General features: G+C 62.9%; 23 protein-coding genes. 16 read left to right on the forward strand and 7 right to left on the reverse strand.

The window, feature by feature from the left end; genetic code table 11:
* Nucleotides 1-99 precede the first annotated feature (99 nt).
* A complete protein-coding gene (locus tag N0P34_RS17410; RefSeq protein ID WP_275604485.1) occupies nt 100-288 on the forward strand; it encodes a hypothetical protein in 189 nt (62 codons plus the stop codon).
* Nucleotides 289-628: 340 nt separating this feature from the next.
* Here N0P34_RS17410 and mnmA read toward each other — a convergent pair whose 3' ends face one another.
* Nucleotides 629-1,780: a tRNA 2-thiouridine(34) synthase MnmA gene (mnmA, locus tag N0P34_RS17415; protein ID WP_275604486.1), complete on the reverse strand. Its 1,152-nt coding sequence runs from the start codon at nt 1,778-1,780 to the stop codon at nt 629-631.
* A 258-nt stretch (nt 1,781-2,038) separates the two neighbouring features.
* On the opposite strand from mnmA, the gene N0P34_RS17420 reads away from it, so the two are divergent.
* The 3 genes from N0P34_RS17420 to N0P34_RS17430 all read left to right on the forward strand — a co-directional run bounded on the left by N0P34_RS17420 (nt 2,039) and on the right by N0P34_RS17430 (nt 4,706).
* Nucleotides 2,039-3,442 carry a flagellar hook-length control protein FliK gene (locus N0P34_RS17420; RefSeq protein WP_275604487.1) on the forward strand — a complete coding sequence of 468 codons (1,404 nt, stop codon included), beginning with the start codon at nt 2,039-2,041 and terminating at the stop codon, nt 3,440-3,442.
* 12 nt (nt 3,443-3,454) lie between these two features.
* On the forward strand, nt 3,455-4,156 hold the full coding sequence (locus N0P34_RS17425; protein ID WP_275604488.1) for a flagellar hook assembly protein FlgD: 702 nt from the start codon (nt 3,455-3,457) through the stop codon (nt 4,154-4,156).
* A gap of 271 nt (nt 4,157-4,427) precedes the next feature.
* Complete coding sequence (locus N0P34_RS17430; RefSeq protein WP_275604489.1) at nt 4,428-4,706, forward strand: DUF1153 domain-containing protein; 279 nt, start codon at nt 4,428-4,430, stop codon at nt 4,704-4,706.
* Nucleotides 4,707-4,776: 70 nt separating this feature from the next.
* On the opposite strand, the gene N0P34_RS17435 is transcribed toward N0P34_RS17430, so the two are convergent.
* Nucleotides 4,777-5,397: a glutathione S-transferase family protein gene (locus N0P34_RS17435; protein WP_275604490.1), complete on the reverse strand. Its 621-nt coding sequence runs from the start codon at nt 5,395-5,397 to the stop codon at nt 4,777-4,779.
* Nucleotides 5,398-5,551: 154 nt separating this feature from the next.
* Here N0P34_RS17435 and fliF point away from each other — a divergent pair, with 154 nt between their 5' ends.
* The 8 genes from fliF to N0P34_RS17475 all read left to right on the forward strand — a co-directional run bounded on the left by fliF (nt 5,552) and on the right by N0P34_RS17475 (nt 14,778).
* Nucleotides 5,552-7,189, forward strand: coding sequence for a flagellar basal-body MS-ring/collar protein FliF (fliF, locus tag N0P34_RS17440; protein WP_275604491.1), 1,638 nt, complete (start codon nt 5,552-5,554; stop codon nt 7,187-7,189).
* 6 nt (nt 7,190-7,195) lie between these two features.
* Nucleotides 7,196-8,269: a flagellar motor switch protein FliG gene (fliG, locus tag N0P34_RS17445; RefSeq protein ID WP_275604492.1), complete on the forward strand. Its 1,074-nt coding sequence runs from the start codon at nt 7,196-7,198 to the stop codon at nt 8,267-8,269.
* A 4-nt stretch (nt 8,270-8,273) separates the two neighbouring features.
* Nucleotides 8,274-8,960: a FliH/SctL family protein gene (locus N0P34_RS17450; RefSeq protein WP_275604493.1), complete on the forward strand. Its 687-nt coding sequence runs from the start codon at nt 8,274-8,276 to the stop codon at nt 8,958-8,960.
* Nucleotides 8,961-9,016: 56 nt separating this feature from the next.
* The gene (fliN, locus tag N0P34_RS17455; RefSeq protein ID WP_275607014.1) at nt 9,017-9,307 is read left to right on the forward strand and encodes a flagellar motor switch protein FliN; all 291 of its coding nucleotides are present in this window, start codon (nt 9,017-9,019) and stop codon (nt 9,305-9,307) included.
* 11 nt (nt 9,308-9,318) lie between these two features.
* The gene (locus N0P34_RS17460) at nt 9,319-10,686 is read left to right on the forward strand and encodes a sigma-54 dependent transcriptional regulator (protein WP_275604494.1); all 1,368 of its coding nucleotides are present in this window, start codon (nt 9,319-9,321) and stop codon (nt 10,684-10,686) included.
* A 72-nt stretch (nt 10,687-10,758) separates the two neighbouring features.
* Entirely contained in the window at nt 10,759-12,915 is a 2,157-nt protein-coding gene (gene flhA / locus N0P34_RS17465) for a flagellar biosynthesis protein FlhA (RefSeq protein WP_275604495.1), read from the forward strand.
* A 53-nt stretch (nt 12,916-12,968) separates the two neighbouring features.
* Nucleotides 12,969-13,427 (forward strand): GNAT family N-acetyltransferase, encoded by a 459-nt coding sequence (locus N0P34_RS17470; protein WP_275604496.1) that lies wholly within the window; start codon nt 12,969-12,971, stop codon nt 13,425-13,427.
* 364 nt (nt 13,428-13,791) lie between these two features.
* On the forward strand, nt 13,792-14,778 hold the full coding sequence (locus N0P34_RS17475) for a PRC-barrel domain-containing protein (protein WP_275604497.1): 987 nt from the start codon (nt 13,792-13,794) through the stop codon (nt 14,776-14,778).
* A gap of 75 nt (nt 14,779-14,853) precedes the next feature.
* On the opposite strand, the gene fliJ is transcribed toward N0P34_RS17475, so the two are convergent.
* The gene (fliJ, locus tag N0P34_RS17480) at nt 14,854-15,264 is read right to left on the reverse strand and encodes a flagellar export protein FliJ (RefSeq protein WP_275604498.1); all 411 of its coding nucleotides are present in this window, start codon (nt 15,262-15,264) and stop codon (nt 14,854-14,856) included.
* A gap of 56 nt (nt 15,265-15,320) precedes the next feature.
* Nucleotides 15,321-16,649, reverse strand: a complete 1,329-nt coding sequence (fliI, locus tag N0P34_RS17485; protein WP_275604499.1) for a flagellar protein export ATPase FliI — start codon at nt 16,647-16,649, stop codon at nt 15,321-15,323.
* Between the two features lie 429 nt (nt 16,650-17,078).
* Here fliI and N0P34_RS17490 point away from each other — a divergent pair, with 429 nt between their 5' ends.
* From N0P34_RS17490 to N0P34_RS17500, 3 genes are all read left to right on the forward strand, one after another.
* Nucleotides 17,079-17,786 carry a response regulator transcription factor gene (locus N0P34_RS17490; RefSeq protein WP_275604500.1) on the forward strand — a complete coding sequence of 236 codons (708 nt, stop codon included), beginning with the start codon at nt 17,079-17,081 and terminating at the stop codon, nt 17,784-17,786.
* 170 nt (nt 17,787-17,956) lie between these two features.
* A complete protein-coding gene (locus N0P34_RS17495; protein ID WP_275604501.1) occupies nt 17,957-18,826 on the forward strand; it encodes an alpha/beta hydrolase in 870 nt (289 codons plus the stop codon).
* Nucleotides 18,827-18,895: 69 nt separating this feature from the next.
* On the forward strand, nt 18,896-20,173 hold the full coding sequence (locus N0P34_RS17500; protein WP_275604502.1) for an RNA polymerase sigma factor: 1,278 nt from the start codon (nt 18,896-18,898) through the stop codon (nt 20,171-20,173).
* Nucleotides 20,174-20,182: 9 nt separating this feature from the next.
* On the opposite strand, the gene N0P34_RS17505 is transcribed toward N0P34_RS17500, so the two are convergent.
* From N0P34_RS17505 to N0P34_RS17515, 3 genes are all read right to left on the reverse strand, one after another.
* Nucleotides 20,183-20,548 carry a response regulator gene (locus N0P34_RS17505; RefSeq protein WP_275604503.1) on the reverse strand — a complete coding sequence of 122 codons (366 nt, stop codon included), beginning with the start codon at nt 20,546-20,548 and terminating at the stop codon, nt 20,183-20,185.
* A 76-nt stretch (nt 20,549-20,624) separates the two neighbouring features.
* Nucleotides 20,625-21,368 carry a histidine phosphotransferase family protein gene (locus N0P34_RS17510; protein WP_275604504.1) on the reverse strand — a complete coding sequence of 248 codons (744 nt, stop codon included), beginning with the start codon at nt 21,366-21,368 and terminating at the stop codon, nt 20,625-20,627.
* Nucleotides 21,369-21,439: 71 nt separating this feature from the next.
* Nucleotides 21,440-21,937: a YHS domain-containing (seleno)protein gene (locus tag N0P34_RS17515; protein ID WP_275604505.1), complete on the reverse strand. Its 498-nt coding sequence runs from the start codon at nt 21,935-21,937 to the stop codon at nt 21,440-21,442.
* Between the two features lie 98 nt (nt 21,938-22,035).
* Here N0P34_RS17515 and N0P34_RS17520 point away from each other — a divergent pair, with 98 nt between their 5' ends.
* Nucleotides 22,036-22,605, forward strand: a complete 570-nt coding sequence (locus tag N0P34_RS17520; protein ID WP_275604506.1) for a DUF1134 domain-containing protein — start codon at nt 22,036-22,038, stop codon at nt 22,603-22,605.
* Nucleotides 22,606-22,737 lie beyond the last annotated feature (132 nt).

The following is a 22,737-nucleotide window of genomic DNA, read 5'->3' on the forward strand; positions in this document are numbered from 1 at the left end:
GCGCATTGAAGCTCCTTTGGGCCGGTGGTGAGATATTTTTGTGTGCGCGCAGCCGGCGGCCTATAAGAGGGCACGTCGACGGAGCGAAAGGCCCCCCAAATGACCGACAAGCCTGAGAGCCCCTTCAAATTGAACCGCACGCGGATTTTCATCCTGGCGATGGGCGCGCTCGTGCTCCTGATCAGCATCTCGATGTTTTCGGGCGGGCTGGGGACGTATAATGCGCTCAAGGAAGCGGCAAATGCGGCCAAGACCCCGACCGCCGAGCAGGTGGAGGGGGCGCAGTAGGGTTGCGGGTCCATGCGCGCTATTAACAGAGGTCCCCGCTTTCGCGGGGATGACCTTGGGGACCCTATCGCTCTTGTCCATTCGGGGATGCGCCCTTACCCCCTCCTAGCCTCCCCCTGATAGGGGGAGGGATCGGGCGGTGGCTCGCAAGCGCTGCGGCAAACTCGATGCGTTCCTCCCCCTGATAGGGGGAGGAATCTGCCGGTGGCTTGCTAGCGGTTTCGCCCCCACGGGGTGGCCCTCGGGTCGAGCCCGAGGGAAGCTGGTGCGTTATTGAGGCACGGGGGTTAACTCCCCCCACCCCAACCCTCCCGCGAGGGGGAGGGAGTTGGATCGTGGTTCAGGCGACGAGGGCCTGGGGCACGGCTTCGGCGATGAAACCGCCGCCCAGGACTTCGGAGGTCTGGCTGTCGTCGGCGTAGAAGACGCAGGCCTGGCCGGGGGAGATGCCGTATTCGCCCGAGACGAGGGTGACGTAGACTTCGCCATCCTGCATCTGGATGACCGCCGGCTGGGGGCCGCGGGTGGAGCGGACTTTGACTTCCACGGGGGCGCCGTTGCCGGCGGTGGCTTCGGCGATGGGAAGGCTGCCCAGCCAGTTGACGTCGCGGAGGCGCACAGTGTGGGTCTTCAATGCCTCGCGCGGGCCGACGATGACGCGGCCGGTGCGGTGATCGAGTTTGACGACATAGAGCGGTTCGCCGGCGGCGACGCCCAGACCCTTGCGCTGGCCGATCGTGTAATTGACGATGCCCTCATGGGTGCCGAGGACGCGCCCGTCGAGATGGACGATTTCGCCGGTGGCCATGGCCTCGGGGTGCATCTTGCGGATGATGTCGGCATATTTGCCCTGCGGCACGAAGCAGATGTCCTGGCTGTCGTGCTTTTCGGCGATCTCGAGACCCATGTCGCGGGCGAGCTCGCGCACTTCGGCCTTGCCCATGCCGCCCAGGGGGAAGCGCAGGAAATCGAGCTGGTCCTGAGTGGTGGCGAAGAGGAAATAGGTCTGGTCCCTCTCGCTATCGACCGGACGGAAGAGCTGGCGGCGGCCATCTTCGCCGAGGCGCGACTGGACATAGTGGCCCGTGGCCAGGACGTCCGCGCCGAGGTCGCGGGCAACCGTCATCAGGTCGACGAATTTTACCGACTGGTTGCAGGCGATGCAGGGGACCGGGGTCTCGCCCTGCTGATAGGCATTGGCGAAGGGCTCGATGACCGAGGCCTTGAAGCGCTCTTCATAGTCGAGCACGTAGTGGGGAATGCCCAGCTTGGCGGCGACGCGGCGGGCATCATGGATGTCCTGGCCAGCGCAGCAGGCACCCTTGCGATGGGTGGCCTCACCATGATCGTAAAGCTGGAGGGTGATGCCCACGACCTCATAACCCTGGCGGGCAAGCAGGCCGGCAACGACGGAAGAGTCAACGCCCCCGGACATGGCGACAACAACGCGCGTGTCCTCGGGACGCTTGGCGATATCAAGCGAATTCATCATGTTTGTCCTCTATCCGGTTGGGTTCAAGGGCCAGCGGATTGATGGGGAGTGCTCATACGCGTTTTGGTGGGATGCTGCAACGGCGGACCCGGCAGGATTTGCCGGTCGGGGCGCGCAAATTGCCTGTGCTGCGAGGGTGGGCAGAAAAGCCCACTCCGGCAAGTCTCTGATGTTGCAATGAAATCTCGGACTTCTTGAGATTGGCAAGGCGCTTGCATTGCAGCAGGGGAATTGGACTATCGCGAGAGGCGCTCGGCTTTGGCATCACATCTCAAACTCCTCCCCGCATTCGGTGCCGCCCCCGCAAAGTCCGCTCCACCCGCGGCAAACAAGGCGAGCGCCCGCGACGACCTCTTTGCCAGGATGGTCGAGCCCAAGACCCCGGGTCCCAAGGCGGCCGAGACTGCGCCGGCACCGAAGGCCGGCGCGGACCAGGGCGCACCCGAAGCGGCCCGCAGCGACAGGCAGACCGAAATGGCGGGCGAAACGCCCGCAGCAGATGATGTCGCCGCGGCAGCACCAATCGAGGTCGAGAAAGAGGATGCGTCCGGAGCGGAAGTCCCGCTCTCCGAGGCGCTGCTCGAAGCTCTTGCCGCCGTGGTATCGATGGTCGAAAAGCCGGCCGAGGGCAGCCCCCTTGGGGATATCGAGGATGCGCTCGGGCAATTGGCCGATGCCCTGGGTATCGACATGTCCAGCCTTATCCAGCAGATCCAGAAACTGGCCGAAGCGGCCGGGCTTGCGGGGGGCGCGGAAGGCGGCACCGATGGCGACCTGCTCGCCAAGCTGACGGATTTCCTTGCCAAGACGCTCGGCACGGAGATCGAAAATCTCGATCCCGAAATCCAGGCCAATCTGACCCGCCTCGTCGATGCGGCCAAGACATTCGCCCAGCCGCTGCCGAGCGAGCCTGACTTGGCCGAACCGATGCTGAAAGTGTCCGAGCCGGTCTTGACCGGCAAGGCGGAAGCGAGCCCAGACGCGGCCGACGGCAAGGGCAAGGACGCCGTTTCCGAGAAAGATCCGATCAAGGCCGCAGGGCCCCAAGCTGCCCTTCGCCCAGAGCGGCCGGCCGGCACCGAAGAGGGCCGCCCTGCCCCCAATCCGGCGGCAAACGGCGCCGACGGGGTCGAGCTCAACCTGGTCCAGCAGGGCCAGACCGATGTGGCCAGATTGCCGACCGAGAGTTCGGCCGCAGCGCCGCGCGTGGTGCAGGCCGGCTACCAGACCAGCCAGCAGCAGATCAATCTGCCCCAGATCGCCTTTGAAATGGCGCGGCAGGTGGATGGCGGCAATACGCGCTTCCAGATCCGCCTCGATCCGCCCGAGCTGGGCCGGATCGACGTCAAGCTCGACATCGACAGCAATGGCCAGGTCAATGCGCGGCTGACGGTCGAAAAGGCGGAAACGCTTGACCTGATGCAACGCGACCAGCGGGCGCTGGAACGGGCGCTGCAGCAGGCCGGGCTCGACGCCAACAAGACCAATCTCGAATTCTCGCTCAAGCAGAACCCGTTTGCCGGCGACCACAACGAGCGCGACGACCGCGGCGGTGGCCTCGCCGAGTCCGGCGAAACCGCTACCGACGAGACCGACGCGGCTCCCGCCGTCACCCTTTATCGCGGCGCGCTGCAAGCCAGCGGCCTCAATATCATCGCATAAGGAAGAACAATCATGGTTGATGGCGTTTCCGGCACGACCGGCGCGGGCAGTGGAGCCCTTTCAGGTTCGCGCACCACGATTGCCCAGAATTTCGACACGTTCCTGCAGATCCTGACGACGCAGCTGAAGAACCAGAACCCGCTCGACCCGCTGGATACAAACCAGTTCACCGCCCAGCTGGTGCAGTTCACCGGCGTCGAGCAGCAGCTCAAGACCAATGAGTTCCTCGAGAGCCTGCTCTCGAGCACGCAGAACTCGCAGCGCTCGGACGCGGTGTCCTATATCGGCAAGCAGGTGACGGTCTCCGGATCGACCACCCAGCTCAAGGGCAGCCATGCCCTGTGGGCCTACAATGCCGAGGCCAATGTGGCCAACGCCAACATCACCATCAAGAACGCCATGGGCGACGTGGTCTACACCCAGACCGGATCGCTGGGGATCGGCGAAGGCACGTTTGCCTGGGACGGTATCGGCTCGGATGGCACGCCGCATCCGGACGGGATGTATACGATCAAGATCGAGGGTACCAATCTGTCGGGCAAGACCGTCAAGGTGTCCACCTCCTCGGTGGGGACCGTCACCGCCGTCGACTTCTCGGGTCGCGAGCCAATGGTTACCGTGGGCGCCAGCAAGGTGCCGCTGAGCGACATCTCGGAAGTCCGTGGCACCGAGGCTGCCAAGCCGGCCAAGGACGAGGAAGCCGACGCGGCTTAAAAACCATCCGGCCCGGACTGCCGCCCCTCGTGGTGCGGTCCGGGCCTCTTTTTCGGGAGGCGAGAGGCCATTAGCGGCATCAGCTCTCCCCAGCCCGCGCTGCGGGCCGGCGCAGGCGAAAACAGCGACCAGCCCCAGAACGGGGCCGTATCCCGGTCAATTGACTGATATTTCATAGCATTCTTAACCTGTTGTAAGTTTCCCCTTAGGGGTCTCTTAAGGCCAATACCCTATTCTCCTCACCATATGGTCAGGTTGAGTAGAGAGTAAAATGACCGTACAAATGCGTCCTCGCGTAAAGTACGTTATCGGACCGGACGGCAGCCCGCTCACTATTGCGGACCTGCCTCCTCCCAATACGCGCCGCTGGGTGATCCGCCGCAAGGCCGAAGTCGTGGCCGCCGTGCGTGGTGGATTGCTGAGCCTGGAAGAAGCTTGTGCACGCTATGCTTTAAGCGTCGATGAGTTTCTGAACTGGCAGGCGGCAATCGACAAACATGGACTGGCTGGTCTGCGGACCACCTGGATCCAGCACTATCGCGAAGGCTGATAGTGTAGCCATATTTCTGGCAGGCCCCCGCGGACGCAAGTCCTGCGGGGGTTTTGCGTTTCCTTGGGGATCAGGGCGTTTCGGCGCCGAGGGAATTCCGGCTCGCCGGACGCTCGCGCAGGCGATCGTAATAAGCCTTCGTCGCCGGCAAGTCGGGCTTGTCGAATGGCGTGCCGAACCAGCGATGGATGGACAGGCCCAGCGCGATGTCGGCGATCGTCAGTTCCGATCCGGCAATGTAGGGGCGGCCATGGGCCAGTTCGTCCTCCAGAATCCCCATCTTTGACGACCAGCGGGAGATCGATCCCGCAATCTTGTCGGGATCGTCGTAGCCCGGCGTCTTGCGCATCAGCGCCTGGATCGCATAGCCCCATGCGGGATTGAGCTCGGACGCCTGCCAGCCCAGCCATTGCAGAGCCAGGGCCAGTTCCCCCCGAGAGGCTGGCAGGAGAGCGCCCCGCGTCTGGGCCAGGTAGACGAGGATGGCGTTGCTCTCCCAGATCGTCGTGCCATCGGCATCGATCAACACCGGCACCTGGGCGTTGGGATTGAGCGCCAGGAACTCCGGGACATTGGGATCGCGCAGCGGCAGGCCCCAATCCTGTCGCTCATAGGGTTCGCCCAGCTCGTCGAGTGCCCAGACCAGTTTTCTCACGTTTATCGATGTCAGCCGGCCCAGAACCTGGATCATGGCGAATTCTCCCAATGAACAACTCGGCAAAAATTGCCGGATATCCCGCTTTGGCACCAGAGGTTAAGACATTGTTTACCATCTGGTGGGTAATTTTTGCCCAGCGGTCGACGGGGGCTCCGACGGTCGCGCTGGTCCGAACTTGAGTGGCAGCGTGGAAAGTCTTACCAATCTAATTAATCGCATCGGCCTGCCGCGATTGGCAGCCATGGGCACGGTCGCTGTGTTGATCCTGGGCTTTTTCGGCTTCCTGGTGCTGCGCGCCCAGACGCCGAACCTGGCGCCGCTCTATAGCGGGCTGAGCCTTGAGGACTCTTCGGCAATCGTCACAGAATTGCAGACGCTCAACATCCCGTTCGAATTGCGGGGCGAGGGCGACACAATTCTCGTGCCCCGCGACCAGATCACCACGCTGCGCATGAATCTGGCCGGCGAAGGCCTGCCCAGTCGTGGCCAGGTCGGCTATGAAATTTTCGACCAGCAGTCGACGCTGGGCGCGACCAGCTTCGTCCAGAACATCAACAATGTTCGTGCCCTCGAAGGCGAACTGGCCCGCACCATCTCCTCGCTGGCCCGCATCAAGAGCGCTCGTGTGCACCTTGTGCTGCCCGAGCGCGAACTCTTCCGCCGTGAGCGCAAGGACCCCTCCGCCTCCATCGTCCTGTCGGTCCGCGGCTCCCTCTCAACCGGTGAAATCCGCGCCATCCAGCATATGGTGGCCACGGCGATCCAAGGCCTCAATCCGCAGCGCGTGTCCATCGTCGACGATGCCGGCAATCTCCTGGCCTCCGGCGCCGAGGACAATGCGCTTGGCGCCCTCTCCGGCCAGGCCGAAGAGCGCACGCTGGGCTTTGAGAACCGCATTCGCACCCGCGTCGAAGACATGCTGGCCAATGTGGTCGGCGCCGGCCGGGCCCGCGTCGAAGTCAGCGCCGAGCTGGACTTCAACCGTTCGACCGTGACAGCCGAAACCTTCGATCCAGAGGGTCAGGTCGTCCGCTCGACCCAGGTGCGGGAAGCCGCCAATCAATCGGGCACCGCTTCGGGCCAGGTTTCGGTCGCCAATGAACTGCCCGGCGCCTCCGACGCGGCTGGCGAAGGACAGGGCGAACGCGGCAATTCCACCGAGGAAGTCGTCAATTACGAGATTTCCAAGAAGACCGAAACCGCGGTTACCGAGGCCGGCTCGCTCAAGCGCCTGTCGGTGGCGGTGGTCGTCGACGGCGCCTATACCGACGACGGCGCCGGCAATGTCACCTATACCCCCCGCAGCGCGGACGAACTGGCGCAGATCCTGACCCTGGTGCGTTCGGCGGTGGGCTATTCGGTCGACCGCGGCGACAGCGTCGAAGTGGTCAACATGCAGTTCGCCGAGCGCCCAGAGCTGGCGACGCCGGGCACCGATTCCAATGGCGGCCTGCTGGATTTCACGCGCGACGATCTGATGAACGGCGCCGAAATGGCCGTGACCCTCCTCATCGCCCTGGCCCTCCTGTTCTTCGTGCTGCGTCCCCTGCTGCGCAAGGTGATGAGCCCGGAACCCGAGCCGCTGGCCCTGCCGGCAGCCGTAGAGCTGGGCCAGAACGGCACGCTCGACGCCGATGGCCAGGTGATCCCGGTCGCCGAGCAGATCGAGCATGGCGGCGCCCCCTCGACCATCGACTGGGTGTCCGACGCCAAGGCCGTGGGCGAGCAGCAGATGCAGGCCCTCAAATCCGTCGGCGAACTCATCGACGAAAATCCAAAGCAGGCTGCGCTCGTCGTGCGCAACTGGCTCAACAGCGCGGCGTAATCGATCATGGCACTGGTATCTCAATCTGCCCCCGACGCCGGCGGCGCGGCACCCCAGCTCAAAATCGGTGGCAATGCCGAACAACGCACCCTTCAGGGCGACGAAAAGGCCGCGGCTCTGATGCTGGCGCTCGGCCCCGATCACGGCCGGCCCATCTTCAGCGAGATGGACGAGCACGAGATCAAGGCGCTGTCGCGCGCCATGGTCAAGCTCGGCCCGATCACCCCGCGCATGCTCGATGAGCTGATGAGCGAATTCGTTTCCTCCATCGCCTCGAACGGCGCGCTGTCGGGCAATACGGACTCGACCGAGCGCCTGCTGCTCAGCTTCCTGTCGCAGGATCGCGTCGACGCCATCATGGAAGAGATCCGCGGCCCCGCCGGCCGCAACATGTGGGAAAAGCTCTCCAACGTGCAGGCCGACGTGCTCGCCGCCTATCTCAAGAACGAATATCCCCAGACCGTGGCGGTGATCCTCTCCAAGATCTCGCCCGACCACGCGTCGGAAGTGCTGGCATCGCTGCCCGAGGAACTGGCCATGGACGTCGTCCAGCGCATGCTGGGTCTCGACCCCGTGCAGAAGGACATTCTCGAAAAGATCGAAATGACGCTGCGCACCGAGTTCATCTCGACGCTCAACCATTCCAAGCGCCAGGACAGCCACGAGCAGATGGCGGAGATCTTCAACTCATTCGACCGCCAGACCGAAGCGCGTTTCCTCACCAATCTGGAAGTGCAGAGCCGGGAAGACGCCGAGCGCATCAAATCGCTCATGTTCACCTTCGAGGACCTGGCCCGGCTCGATATGTCGGCCATCCAGACCTTGCTGTCGCGCTCGGACAAGCGGGAACTGGCGCTGTGCCTCAAGGGGGCCAGCGACCAGATCAAGGAATATTTCTACAAGAACATGTCCGCCCGCGCCGCCAAGATGCTGCAGGACGACATGGCCGGCATGGGCCCGGTGCGCCTGAAGGACGTCGACGAAGCGCAGAGCCGCATGGTGGCCACTGCCAAGGATCTGGCCGCCAAGGGCGAAATCCTCATCGTAAAGTCCAAGTCCGACGACCAGATGGTGGCCTGACGCCATGGCCGCCCTTGCCCGCTTCACATTCGACCTCGACCTGGCGGAGCGCCCGCGCCAGTCCGCGCAGGCTGCTGCCGAGCCCGAGCCCATCTTCGTGCCCGAGCCGATCGGCGTGCCCGAGGAAGTGGTGGCCCAGCTCGTGGCGCAGGCCCGCGAAGAGGGCCACAGTGAAGGGCTGAAGGCCGGCGAACGCAACGCTGCCTCGATGGCATCCCAGACCATTGCCGCAGCTGCCGGCACGCTGGCCGCACATACGGCCCGCATGACGACGTCTCTCGACGAGGCCATCGCCATGCACCGGCGGGAAGCAATCTCGCTCGCCGCCAGCGTCGGCCGGAAGCTGGCGACCCATCTGATCGAGGCCCAGCCGACGGCCGAATTGCGGGCGTTGATCGCCGAGTGCATGCCCAGCATCAGCGGCGTGCCGCACCTGGTCATCCGCTGCCACCCCGACCTCGCCGACAGCCTGCGCGACATCGCGGCCGAACAGATCACCTCTTCGGGGTTTGCCGGACGGCTGGTGGTGATGGGCGATCCCGATATCCGGCTCGGTGACGGGCGCCTGGAATGGGTGGATGGCGGCCTCGTGCGCGACAGCGATGCGCTGGCGACCGAAATCGACAAGCAGATCAGCGACTATCTGGCCGCCCTGGGTGGCCCCAACACAATTGAGAAGGGCGACCAATGAACCCGACCGATGCCGAGAGCGAGATGGCAATGAACGAAGAGCTGGGTATTGGCGAGATGGCTGCGCCCGAGCGCGAAGACCGCCAGCCGGTGTTTGTCGAGCGAACCGCCGCCGATCTCGAGGCCGTCTTCGACGTGCCGGTCCGCGTCTCGGTGGTACTGGGCCGCACCAAGATGCCGGTGGCATCGCTGCTCAAGATCGACACCGGCACCGTAATCGAGCTCGACCGTCAGGTCGGTGAAGCAGTGGAAATCTTCGTCAACGACCGTCTCGTCGCCCGCGGTGAAATCGTGCTGGTGGAAAACCGGCTCGGCGTCACCATGACCGAGATCATCAAGGCACAATAAGGAGCCTGACAATGCGCCTCCTCATCGTCGGAGCACTGGAAGGCCAGCTCAGCCAGGCCACCAAAATGGCCATGGATGGCGGCGCCCGCGTCGCTCATGCGCCCAGTATCGATATCGCCATGGCGTCCCTGCGCACCGGGCGCGGTGCCGATCTGCTTCTCGTCGATGTGATGATGGACATTTCCGGTCTCATCGCGGCGCTGGAAGCCGAACGCATCGCCATCCCCGTCGTCGCCTGCGGCGTCGAGACCAATGCCGCTGCGGCCGTCAACGCCATCCGCGCCGGGGCCAAGGAATATATCCCCCTGCCCCCCGATGCCACGCTGATCGCCGCGGTGATCCAGGCTGTGTCGCGCGAGACCGAGGATTTCCTCTATCGCGACCCGGCGATGAGCCGCGTCGTCAAGATGGCCGAACAGATCGCCGGATCGGATGCGTCCATCCTGATCACGGGTGAGAGCGGCACCGGCAAGGAAGTCATCGCCCGCTTCGTCCACGCCCGTTCAAAGCGCGGCAGCAAGCCGTTCATCTCGGTCAATTGCGCTGCCATCCCAGAGGCATTGCTGGAATCGGAGCTGTTCGGGCACGAAAAGGGCGCCTTTACCGGCGCCATCGCCCGGCGCGTCGGCAAGTTCGAGGAAGCCTCGGGCGGCACGCTGCTGCTCGACGAAATTTCGGAAATGGATGTGCGCCTGCAGGCCAAGCTGCTGCGCGCCATCCAGGAGCGCGTGATCGATCGCGTAGGCGGCACCAAGCCCGTTCCGGTCGATATCCGGATCCTTGCGACCTCCAACCGCAATCTCAACGACGCTGTGCGCGAGGGCAGCTTCCGCGAGGATCTGATGTTCCGCCTCAACGTGGTGAACCTCAAGCTCCCTGCCCTGCGGGAGCGGCCGGGTGACATTGTCGCGCTCGCCGATCACTTCGTCGGCAAATATTCCAAGGCCAATGGCCTGCCGCATCGCGAATTGTCCGATGAGGCGCGCCAGGCGCTGTTGCGGGCCCCCTGGCCGGGCAATGTGCGCGAGCTCGAAAACACGCTGCACCGCGCGGTGCTGCTGGCGACCGGCTCGATGATCGGCACCGACGCCATCGTCCTGCCCGATGGCATGGGTCTTGCCGAGGCCGCCCGGAACAATTCGCCGGCCCAGCAACTCGCCCAGACGGCGGAAGCGATGTCGCGGGCGCTGGTTGGCCGCACCGTGGCCGAGGTGGAGCGCGAGCTGATCCTCGACACGCTGGACCATACCTGGGGCAATCGCACCCACGCGGCAAATATATTGGGCATCTCGATCCGTACGCTGCGGAACAAGCTCAACCAGTATTCCGACGAGGGGATGACCGTTCCCGACCCCGGCGAGCGGCGCAACGTCGCCTGAACGACCCTGCAAGCCTCCCTTCCGAAAGAAGGGGGGCTTTGACTTCAAGACCAGGCCCACCGGACCCTTATCATGACCGATCTACCCACTGCCTCGCGCCCGGGCTTTTCACTTCCTTCGGTGAAAAGCATCATGGACATGCTGCGCTCGGGCGACATTGCGCTCGCGACCGGCGTGATGGGCCTGATCGTCATCCTCATCGTTCCGCTGCCCCCCCTGCTGGTGGACTTGCTGCTCGCCATCTCGATCGTCTTCTCGGTGATGATCCTGATGACGTCGCTGTTCATCCAGAAGCCGCTGGAGTTCTCGTCCTTTCCCACGGTGCTGCTGATCGCCACCATGTTGCGCCTCGGTCTCAACCTTGCGACGACACGGCTTATCCTTTCGGAAGGCCACAATGGCACGGCTGCGGCCGGCCACGTCATCGAGGCCTTCGGCAATTTCGTGACGCGCGGCAATTTCGTCATCGGTATCGTGATCTTCATCATCCTCGTGATCGTGAACTTCATCGTCATCACCAAGGGCTCGGGCCGTATCGCCGAAGTTGCGGCGCGCTTCAGCCTCGACGCCATGCCGGGCAAGCAGATGGCCATTGACGCCGATTTGTCGGCCGGCCTGATCGACGAAGACACCGCCAAGAAGCGCCGCGCCGAACTCGAGGGCGAAAGCGCCTTCTTCGGTAATATGGACGGTGCGTCCAAATTCGTGCGTGGCGACGCCATTGCCGGCCTGATCATTACCTTCATCAACGTCTCCGCAGGCATGCTGATCGGCATGATGCAGGAGGGGCTGTCGTTTCAGGAAGCGGGCAATGTCTATACGCTGCTGACCATCGGCGACGGTCTCGTCAGCCAGATCCCGGCGCTGATCGTCTCGACTGCTGCCGGTATCCTGGTGTCCAAGTCCGGTGTTACCGGCGCGGCCGACAAGGCCCTCTCCACCCAGTTCGCCGGCTATCCGCGCGCCCTGGGCATGGCCTCGGCCGTCATGGCGGCCCTCGCTTTCCTGCCGGGCATGCCCATCATTCCGTTCCTGGCGCTGTCGGGTGGCGTGGGTTATGCCGCATTCCGCGCCGGCAAGTCCAAGACCGCTCGCACCCTGGTGGAAAAAGCCAAGGCCATCGCCGACGCAGCGCCGGCCGGAGCGCCCGGCGCACCGGGCCCGGCCAATGCACAGGGCCGCGCCGCCGAGCCGCCGATTTCCGACAGCCTCAAGATCGACGACCTCAAGCTCGAACTGGGCTATGGCCTGCTGGGTCTCGTCAAGGAAGACGAAACCGGTACAGATCGCCTCACCGAGCAGATCAAGGCGCTGCGTCGCCAGCTGGCGCTGGAGCTGGGCTTCGTCATGCCGCCGGTGCGCATCCTCGACAACATGCAGCTCGAGCCCAATGACTACAAGGTGCGCATCAAGGAAGTGGAAGCGGGTAACGGCCAGATCCACGCGAACCTGCTGATGGTCATGGATCCCTATGGCAACCAGATCGACCTGCCGGGCCACCAGACGACCGAGCCGACCTTCGGCCTGCCGGCAACCTGGATCGATCCGGCGCTGCGCGACGAGGCCGAATTGCGCGGCCTTTCGATCATCGACCCTTCGACCGTGATTTCGACCCACCTGACCGAAGTGCTCAAGGCCAATGTGGCCGAACTCCTGAGCTACGCCAATGTGCAGAGCCTCCTCTCAGGCCTGCCTAAGGAACAGCAGAAGCTCGTCGAAGACATCGTGCCCAGCCAGATCACCGTCTCGGGTGTGCAGCGCGTGCTGCAGGCCCTGCTGGCCGAGCGCATCTCGATCCGCGACCTCTCCACCATCCTGGAAGGTATTGCCGAAGTTGCCGGCCCGGGCCGCTCGATCCAGGGCATTACCGAGCATGTGCGCAGCCGCCTCGCCCGCCAGATCTGCGCCACCAATCTGGGGCCGGACGGCAATCTGCCGCTGCTCACCCTCTCGCCGCAATGGGAACGCGATTTCGCCGAGGCCATGGTGGGCGAAGGCGAGAACCGGCACCTGGCCATGGCCCCGAGCCGGCTGCAGCAATTCATTGCCTCGATCGGCGCCGCGTTCGAAAAGGCCGCCCAGCAGGGCGAGCTACCGGTGTTGATCACCTCGCCCTCGATCCGCCCGCATGTGCGCTCAATCATCGAGCGCTTCCGTCCGCAGACGGTAGTGATGAGCCAGAACGAGGTACATCCGCGCGTTCGACTGCGCACGGTGGGCAGCGTCTAGCACAGCCGCCGGGAGGTGATTGAGCCAGACGCGGCGGCGCGCTAAGAGCAGATATGGACCAGATCACCATTCTTCGCGCGCCCGTATTTTCCACCCTCTGCAACGCCGCCTTCCGGCTGCGCCGTGCCGTCTTTGTCTGGGAGCAAAAGGTCCCCGAGGAAGAAGAGAACGACAGCTACGACCTCACCGCCACCCATTTCGTGGCGGTGGCCGAGGGCGAGGTGGTCGGCACGCTGCGCCTGATCGCCATGGACGAGCACGTCAAGATCGGCCGGGTGGCCGTCGACGGGCAATGGCGTGGCAAGGGTATTGCCCGCAAGATGATTGCCGCGGCGCAGGAGCATTGCCGGGCGCAGGGCCGGGACCGGTTCTATCTCACCGCACAATCGGACAAGCTGGGTCTTTACGAAAAGCTGGGGTTTGTCGCCTTCGGCCCGGAATTCATGGATGGCGGCATGCCGCACCGGGCCATGCGCGACTATGACAAGGACAGCGCGGTTCTCGTCGATTAACGATGGCTTAACGCATTAACCCGAGTTCGACTCAACTACCATCAAAGGTGCGCTATGGTGGTCTTGTCGCTCGAAGAGCGCGTCCCTTGCCGGGCGGCATCAGTGTGTGGTGTGCAGGCAAGAACGCGAATTCTTGCCTATCGCAGGGACGCGACTAACCGCCAGGGAGGCGGACAAGGCCGGCACCGCCAAGCGCGGAAGCCGGCCTTTTCAATGGTTCCCACAATCGCCGGAAAATTGCTTCGGAACATCTATTGGTGTCGCGACGTTGTGAAACCATAACGGGCCGCACGGCGCTTTTAACCGGCAAGTTTGAGCACCGCACGGCCCTGTTCATGTCAACGATGAACCTTTGGAGCCTACTATGATCCGCACGCTTTTGACCACTACCGCTATCGCAGTGCTCATGGGGACGTCCGCCTTCGCCCAGGCCACGACAACTCCTGCTCCGGCAGCTGGCCAGGCCGTCGAAGCTCCTGCTGTAACCGGCACCGACGTCGATACCGGCGCTGCCCAGACTACCGACATCAACGAACCATGGGACATGTCGGCAGGTTATGTCGCCGCTGACACCGACAATCTCGGCTCGCGCCTTATCGGTCAGCCGGTCTATTCGAGCACCGGTGATGACGCTGAAGAAATCGGCACGATCAGCGATATCGTGTTCTCGGCTGAAGGCGAGATCACCGCTGTGGTGATCGGCGTCGGTGGCTTCCTCGGTATCGGAGAAAAGTCCGTCGCTGTCGATTTCGGCTCGCTCGAGTTCACGCTCGCAGCAGACAACACCGAGCGCTGGGTCCTCCCCACAACCGCCGATGCGCTGACCAACGCCCCTGACTTCGTCTGGGCCGAGGATGAGCCGGTTGACGGTGCTGCAACCGGCGACGCAATGGCCCCGGCTCCCGGCGCTGCTGTGACCCCTGCCCCTGCAGGTGACGCCATGGCACCGGTCGCTCCTGCCGTGACGACCGACAACAATGCAATGGCCCCTGGCGCAGCGATGCCGCGTGAAGGCTATGCCACGATCGAACGTGATGCGCTGACCGCAGACAATCTGACCGGTGCAACCGTGATCGGTCCGAACGACGAAGATATCGCTGAAGTCGGCGACATTCTCTTCGATCAGTCCGGCCAGATCGAAGCCATGCTGATCGACTTCGGTGGCTTCCTCGGTATGGGCCAGAAGCGCGTGGCCGTTGGCCTCGACAACATCGACTTCGCCTCGAATGAAAACGGCGACATCGTTGTCTATACCGACTTTACCCGCGAGCAGCTCGAAGCCGCTCCCGAGTATAACGAAGAAACCTATGCGACCGACCCTGCAATGCGCGTCAACGACACCGCAATGTAATCTGGCGGTTCGTCAGAACCCAAAAGAGAAAGCCGACCCTCGGGTCGGCTTTTTTTGTATTCTTTCGAGGCAGGCTCAACGCCGATGGCGCAGGCGCGCAACTTCGTCGTATCCGGCCTGTTCGATCTTGTTCTGCTCTTCGCGTTCGCGCTGATGTTCGCGCTGGTCGAGCAATTCGACCTTTTTGAGATCCTCGAGCGCCTCGGCCAGTTCGTCCTGCGCCGTTTCCAGCTTGCCCCGCATATCATTGGCGGAGGCGAGGAGATTGTCCCGGCGCTGCAGAGCGGCCTTGGCGAATGTCGAATACGCAAAGTGCGCGACATCGGAAATGCCGGTCTTATTGTGTTCGATCTCGATCTGCTGGTCGAGTTCGGCAGCCATGCGCTCAAAGTCAGCGACCATCATTTCGATCTGCATGACCTGGCGGCGCTTCTCGTCCACCGTGAACTTCTTGAGCCTGATGAGACTCTCGCTGCGCGATTTCAAGACCTGTACTCCTTACACATCAAGTCAGTTCCGGACCGGCTGTTCCGGATCCGTCGTCAGACCTGCGCATCGGCCTCGGCGATGATTTCGCGAAGGCGCTCATAGCCCTCCGAAATCGTCGTCGTTTCCTCACGCTGTTGGCTCAAAAAAGCCTCAAGCGTGGGATTTATGGCGATGGCACGGTCCACCTTCGGATCTGACCCTTTGCGGTAAGCCCCCAGCCGGATCAGTTCCTCCATGTCCGAATAGATGGACATGAGCTCTCGCGCACGCGCCAATACCGGCCGAAAATCGGGCGGTACACACCCTGGCATGGTACGCGAGATGGACCGGAGCACGTTCACCGCCGGGTAGCGCCCCCGCTCGGCAATACCGCGCTCCATCACGATGTGCCCATCAAGAATACCGCGCACGGCGTCCGCAATGGGCTCATTGTGATCATCACCTTCCACCAAAACGGTAAAAAGTCCGGTAATAGAACCGGTAGAAGGCGTTCCAGGCCCTGCCCGCTCGAGAAGACGGGGCAATTCGGTGAAAACGGTGGGCGGATAGCCCTTGGCCGTGGGCGGTTCGCCGATGGAAAGGCCGATTTCGCGCTGCGCCATGGCAAAGCGGGTAAGACTGTCCATCATGCAGAGGACGCGCTTGCCCTCGTCGCGGAAAAACTCCGAAAGGGACAGCGAGATATAGGCCGCCTGCCGACGCATCAGCGCGGCTTCGTCGGAAGTGGCAACCACCACAACGGCGCGCTTGAGGCCCTCCTCGCCCAGATATTCCTGGATGAACTCATGCACCTCGCGGCCGCGCTCGCCGATGAGGCCAATGACCGAGACGTCGACATTGGTATTGCGCGCGAGCATCGACATGAGCACGGACTTGCCCACGCCCGAGCCGGCGAAGATGCCCATGCGCTGGCCTTCGCAGAGCGTGGTGAAGGTGTTTAGCGTGCGAACACCCAGATCAAGCGGATCGCCGACGCGCACGCGGTCGTGGGCGGCCAGAGGCGACTGGCGCAGGGGATAGGCACGTGCGCCACGCGCGAGCGGGCCCAGGCCATCAATGGGTTCGCCATTGGCATTGATGGTACGCCCCAGCCAGCTCATGGCGGGATTGACCGAGCCGTCATGGCGCTTGAAGACGGCCTTGCAGCCCAGCCGCACACCGCTCAACTCGCCGAAGGGCAGGCAGAGGGCGTGACCATCGCGAAAGCCGATGATTTCGGCGGCCAGGGTCCCCCCTTCGCTCCCCTCGATCATCACGCGCCCGCCCACACGCAATTCGCGAACCGGGCCGACCACTTCAATGAGCAGTCCCTGAACGGATTTGACGCGGCCGAAAACTTCGACGTCGTCTATGGCATCAATGGCCGAAATCAGCGCCTTCATGGGCGGCAGCAATCCTAGGGGTTAACGCGTATGGTTTCCGAGGCAGCTCGAATCGCCGGGCCTTCGAATCGAAAAGATAACCGAACCTTTACCATTTTTCGCTATCAGCTGAGCGGTTGGGCTTCGAGCGGCAAATGTGTCCACAGGGCCTGATTTGGTGGCAAACCGCCGGATTGCTTGAGTCCCGGGAGTCGTTTGCAACACCTTCTTAATGTGTTGGATTAAGAAATTTTCAGCTAATTTTCATTGAATTTTCAACGTTTTAGACTTAATTCACCTTACCCGTCTTTGCGTATTGCCGAACCGAATTAAACTTTGTTAACTATTTGGGCTTAGGCTTCAGTCATATCCAGTAGGGTTGGAGCGCGATGGGCGTGCTTGTCCTCCGTAGCGCGGGTTCCAGCAGGAACGAATGACAAGGGGAATATAATGCGGGTACTCCTTATTGAGGACGATAGCGCAACTGCGCAGAGCATCGAACTGATGCTCAAGTCCGAAAGTTTTAACGTCTATACCACCGATCTCGGTGAGGAAGGCGTCGACCTCGGCAAACTGTATGACTACGACATCATTTTGCTGGATCTCAATCTTCCCGACATGAGCGGGTACGAGGTGCTGCGCACGCTGCGCGTGGCAAAGGTCCAGACACCGATCCTGATCCTGTCCGGCCTGGCAGGTATCGAGGACAAGGTTCGCGGTCTCGGCTTCGGTGCCGACGACTACATGACCAAGCCGTTCCACAAGGACGAACTCGTGGCCCGCATCCACGCCATCGTCCGTCGCTCGAAGGGCCATGCCCAGTCGGTGATCTCGACGGGCGATCTGATGGTCAATCTCGACACCAAGACTGTCGAAGTGCAGGGCGCACGGGTGCACCTGACGGGCAAGGAATACCAGATGTTGGAGCTGCTTTCGCTCCGCAAGGGTACGACGCTCACCAAGGAAATGTTCCTCAACCATCTTTATGGTGGCATGGACGAGCCTGAACTCAAGATCATCGACGTGTTCATCTGCAAGCTGCGCAAGAAGCTTTCCGTTGCGACCGGCGGCAAGAACTACATCGAGACCGTCTGGGGCCGCGGCTATGTGCTGCGCGAGCCCGACGCGGACGAAGGCTACAGCGAAAACGTCGCCTGATCAGCTTTCGACGATCCCCAATTTGAAAACCCCGCGCCAACAGCGCGGGGTTTTTGCTTTTTCGGGTCTCGGTGTCGGCAGGAAAACCCGCCGCCTCCTGTCGAACCCCGCCCTGCCCGCTCGTCAAAAGGGCAAAGCATCCGGATTTTCCGGACAAGAGGGAGATCGACATGATCCGCAATCTTATGGCTATCGCCACCGCCCTGCTGCTCAGCACCCAGGCGCAGGCCCAGCCCGAGCCCAAAGGCGACTATGCCGAGGTGAACGGGATGAACATGTATTACGAAGTGTCCGGGACGGGCGATCCGCTGGTCGTCCTGCACGGCGCCTATATGAACATCCCGACCATGGGCGAGATCATCCCCAAGCTGGCCGAGACCCATCAGGTCTATGCGATAGAGTTCCAGGGCCATGGCCGCACCAACGATATCGAGCGGCCGGTGACCTATCCGAACCTGGCCGATGACGTCGCCGCCTTCATGGATGCGGTCGCGCTCGAGAAGGCCGATGTGTTCGGCTATTCGATGGGCGCGGCGGCGGCCCTGCAACTGGCCATCAGGCATCCCGAGAAAGTGGACCAGCTGGTCCTGGCATCGGTATCCTATGACATGTCCGGCTCGCAGCCCGAATTTCTCGAGATGATCCCGACCATGACGCCCGAAATGTTCGTCGGCCCGCCGATGGAGGACGCCTGGAAGCAATATGCGCCCAATCCGGACGGGTTTCGTCCCTTTGTCGAGCGGATGATCGCGCTCGAGCATGAGCCCCTGGCGTGGGAGGACGATGTCGCCAAGCTCAAGACGCCCATGCTGATCATTGCCGGCGATTCCGACATGGTGACCCTCGAGCATATCGTCAGCATGTTCCGTCTTGTGGGCGGCGGTGTCGCCGGTGACATGGGCAAGCCGCTTGCCACTTCGCGCCTCGCCATCCTGCCGGCGACGTCGCATACGGCCGTCATCGACCAGGTGGCGCTGCTGCACCTGTTGATCGAACCATTCCTCAACGGCGAAACGCCCAAGGGCATGTTTGAACAATAGCCTCTTGACGTCGAGGGATCGGCATTATGGTCTTCGAACCCTGTTCCGCGCATCGGCAGGAGGGGCGAGATGAACGACCGCAGCGAAACCGACCGCGCCATAAGCGCGGTCTGGCGTGTCGAACAGGCACGCCTGATTGCCGGGCTGACGCGGCTCGTTCGCGACATTTCTCTGGCCGAGGAACTGGCCCAGGAGGCGCTGATGGCGGCGCTGCGCACCTGGCCGGAGCGGGGCGTGCCCACCAATCCCGGCGCCTGGCTGATGCAGGCGGGCAAGCGCAAGGCCATAGACTATTTCCGCCACCGCAAGATGGCGGCGGGCAAGCTGGAGGAAATGGGACGCACCCTGGAGGAGGGCGTGCCCGATAGCGAGACGGCTCTTCACAATCAGATCGATGACGATGTGGGCGACGACCTGCTGCGCCTGATCTTCACCTCCTGTCATCCTATCCTGCCGGCCGAAAGCCGGGTGGCCCTGACGCTGAGGCTGATCGGCGGCCTGACCACCGAAGAGATCGCGCGCGCATTTCTCGCCAACGAACCGACGATCGGGCAGCGTATCGTGCGGGCCAAGCGCACCATTGCCGAGGCGGGACTGCCCTTCGAGGTGCCGCGGGGGGCCGAGCGCACCGAGCGGCTTTCGGCCGTTCTGGGCGTCCTCTATCTCATTTTCAACGAAGGCTATTCGGCGACCGCAGGCGAAGACTGGATGCGGCCGCAAATGTGCGAGGAGGCCATGCGGCTGGGGCGTATCCTGGCGGGGCTGATGCCGGACGAACCGGAAGTGCACGGCCTGTTGGCGCTGATGGAAATCCAGCATTCACGGGTTGCCGCGCGCACCAATGCCAAGGGCGAGCCGGTGCTGCTGCTCGACCAGAACCGGGCATCGTGGGACCAGCTGATGATCCGGCGGGGGCTGGCGGGGCTCGAAAAAGTCAATGAACTGGGCGGCGCGACAGGCCCCTATGCGCTGCAGGCAGCAATTGCGGCCTGCCACGCGCGGGCCCGCAAGGCCGAGGAGACGGATTGGGCACGCATTGCCGCGCTCTACCGGGTGCTGGCGGGGGTGATGCCCTCCCCTGTCGTCGAGCTCAACCGGGCCGTCGCCGTTTCAATGGCGGAAGGGCCCGCCGAAGGGATGCGAATCATTGAGCTGATCGCGGCCAGCGGCATGCTGGACAATTATCATCTGTTCTATGGCGTAAGGGGGGACCTGCTGCGCAAGCTGGGCCGGCACACCGAGGCCAATCTCGATTTTCTGCGGGCAGCGGAACTGACCCGCAACGAGCGGGAGAGAGCCTATCTGAAGGGCCGTGCCGAAGAGAAGATCGGGCAGGAAACGGGCTGAGAAAGAGACTCAGGCCGCCTCGACCAGTTCGAACTTGGATTCGAGCAGATGCCGGTCGAAGGGCTTCATCACGTAGTCGTCGGCGCCGGCCTTGAGCGCCATGGCGATGGCGCCGATATCGTTCTCGACCGTGCAGTAGACAACGCGGGGCTTCTCGCCCCCGACAAAGGCGCGCAGGAGTTTTAAGAACTCCAGACCGCTCATGATGGGCATGTTCCAGTCGAGCAGGATCGCGTCCGGCATTTCCTGCCGGCATTTCTCGAAAGCCTCCTGCCCGTCCTCGGCCTCGTCGACGATATAGTCGAGGTCTTCGAGGATGCGACGGGCCACTTTGCGCACGACGCTGGAATCGTCAACGATCAGGCAGCTGCGCATCAGGGGCTCTCCGGGCAGAATTATCCGCCCGGATCATAGGCCACAAACAATTGGGGAATGGTTAGCGCAATGCCAATCATTCACTCGGGCTGGTGGTGACCGCAGCGGGGGCTTCAGGCGCAATCGCCTCGGTGGCAGGCGTTTCCACCGCGGCGTCCTTGGACTTGGGGATGGCGGTGAAGAAGAACTCGGCGTTTTCGATGCCGATATTGATCTCCATATCGGTCATGCGGGCGAGAAGGCCGGTGTAGAAGGGCTGAATGCCCCGGGCGTCCACCGAACCTTCGTCCGGCATGCCTGAGAGCAGACCGGCCGTGCCGGCGGGAACCAGCGTCTTCTGGCGCTTTTCCGGGTCGCTCCTCGAGGTGAACTCAAACCGCTCCTCGCCGGCCGCGCCGGAGATCTTTGCGGTGACCAAGCCACCACGCGGAACCGAGCCGGCCGCGATGAGCAGCATGTTCATGAACAGCTTGGCCTTGTGCTTGGGCAGGAGAATCAGCGGCACCTGCCAGTCGAGCTCGGCCTTTTCGATGTCGAACTGGATGCGCGCCACGCGCTCGCATTCGCGCGTGTCGATATCCGTGCCCGAGGTTGAGGATGCGCCATAGGCAAGTCGGGCGAACTCGAGCTTGGCCCGGCTCTGCTTGGCAGCGCTGGCGATGAGGTCGCGGGCCCCGTCGGCCATGTCACCCTGGTTGGGGTCGGCCAGAACCTCCAGCCCGTTGCCGATCGCGCCAATGGGGTTGATCAGGTCGTGGCAGACTCTGGAGCACAACATCGCCGCGAGATCGGTTGCCTTGAGCTCAATAATATCGGCCATGGTGGGGTCTCCGTAGCGCCCGTGGGGCGAGAATCAATCAGTGGAACAATAGTGGGCGAGGCCTCGCCGCACTACCGGGTCGAAAGCGTTTTGGACAATGCCGGCCAATTGGCCTGCCCCTGACGGGCTGCCGCGTCGGGCGAAAGCAGGAAGGCTTCGCGGTTCGAAGCGGAATAGAACAGGAAGAGCCGCTGCTTGAAGACGGCGTAGATCGACGGATCCGAATCCGAGACGAAACCACGCGCCATGCTCATCGCGCCATGCCCACCATATTGGGGCGCATAGGTTTCCGGAGAGCGCTTGAAGATCTCGAGATTGGCTTCATTGGCAAAATGCCAGGGCGCGCCCATCCACTCGGTTTCGAATTCCGGCAGCCCCTTAAGAGGGGCCGGATCGGTAAAATAGGACACGGTGTCCATGCCCCCGAGCGCCACGCCGGTGAGTGGGTCAGCGACGATATAGCTCACCACGGACTGGGCATGCGCCGTCTGAACCATGGCGGCAAAGAGGCCCAATAGCGGCAGCAAGAGGGCCAGCATGGTTAAGATTTGTTTAGAGATATGCTTCATTATCGCGCTCAGGATCGGCAGGTCAGCATGGGGTGAATTTGCCGCAAAGACCTTAAGGTCTTCGTAACCGCCGCGATCGTCGCCGTTGGGAGAAATCAATGCTGAAGCGTCTGGCTCGGATAGCTACCCTGATAATCGCCTTTGCCCTGCCGGCTGCCCCGGCGCTGGCGCAAGGATCGCTCAGCGATACCTATTCGGGCGAGGAACTGGTCGAAAGCGGCCGCGAGTTTTTTGGCTCTGCCGCACAGGGGCTTGCCTCGCTGGTCGAGCGCGCCGTCAGCCAGTTTGGCCTGCCCAACGGATATGTCTTGGGCGAAGAGGCCGGCGGGGCGCTGATCATCGGCGCCAAATATGGCGAGGGCACCCTCTACACCCGCAATGCCGGCCAATACTCCCTCTTCTGGCAGGGTCCGAGCATCGGCTTCGACGTCGGCGGCGACGGCTCGAAGGTGATGATGCTGGTCTACAACCTCAACACCATCCAGGAAATTCTGGGACGCTATCCGGGCGTCGATGGCTCCGCCTATGTCATGGGCGGACTGGGGATGACCGTGGTCAAGCGCGGCAATGTGGTCGTCGTGCCGATCCGCTCCGGCGTCGGCGCGCGGCTGGGCATCAATGTGGGGTATCTGAACTTCACCAACGAGCCTACATGGAACCCCTTCTGATCGGGCTCATTGCCCTGAAGTCCTGCACGGCCGGGCAATCGCTCCGGCTTTGTCGTGACGGGCCCCCATAAAGTGGGTTAGGGTCCGGGACTGGCGGGACCCGCCAGACGGGCCCAGCGTCGCCGAAAACAG

Source organism: Devosia sp. FJ2-5-3, assembly GCF_029201545.1.
In the GTDB taxonomy this organism is placed as follows: Bacteria; Pseudomonadota; Alphaproteobacteria; order Rhizobiales; family Devosiaceae; genus Devosia.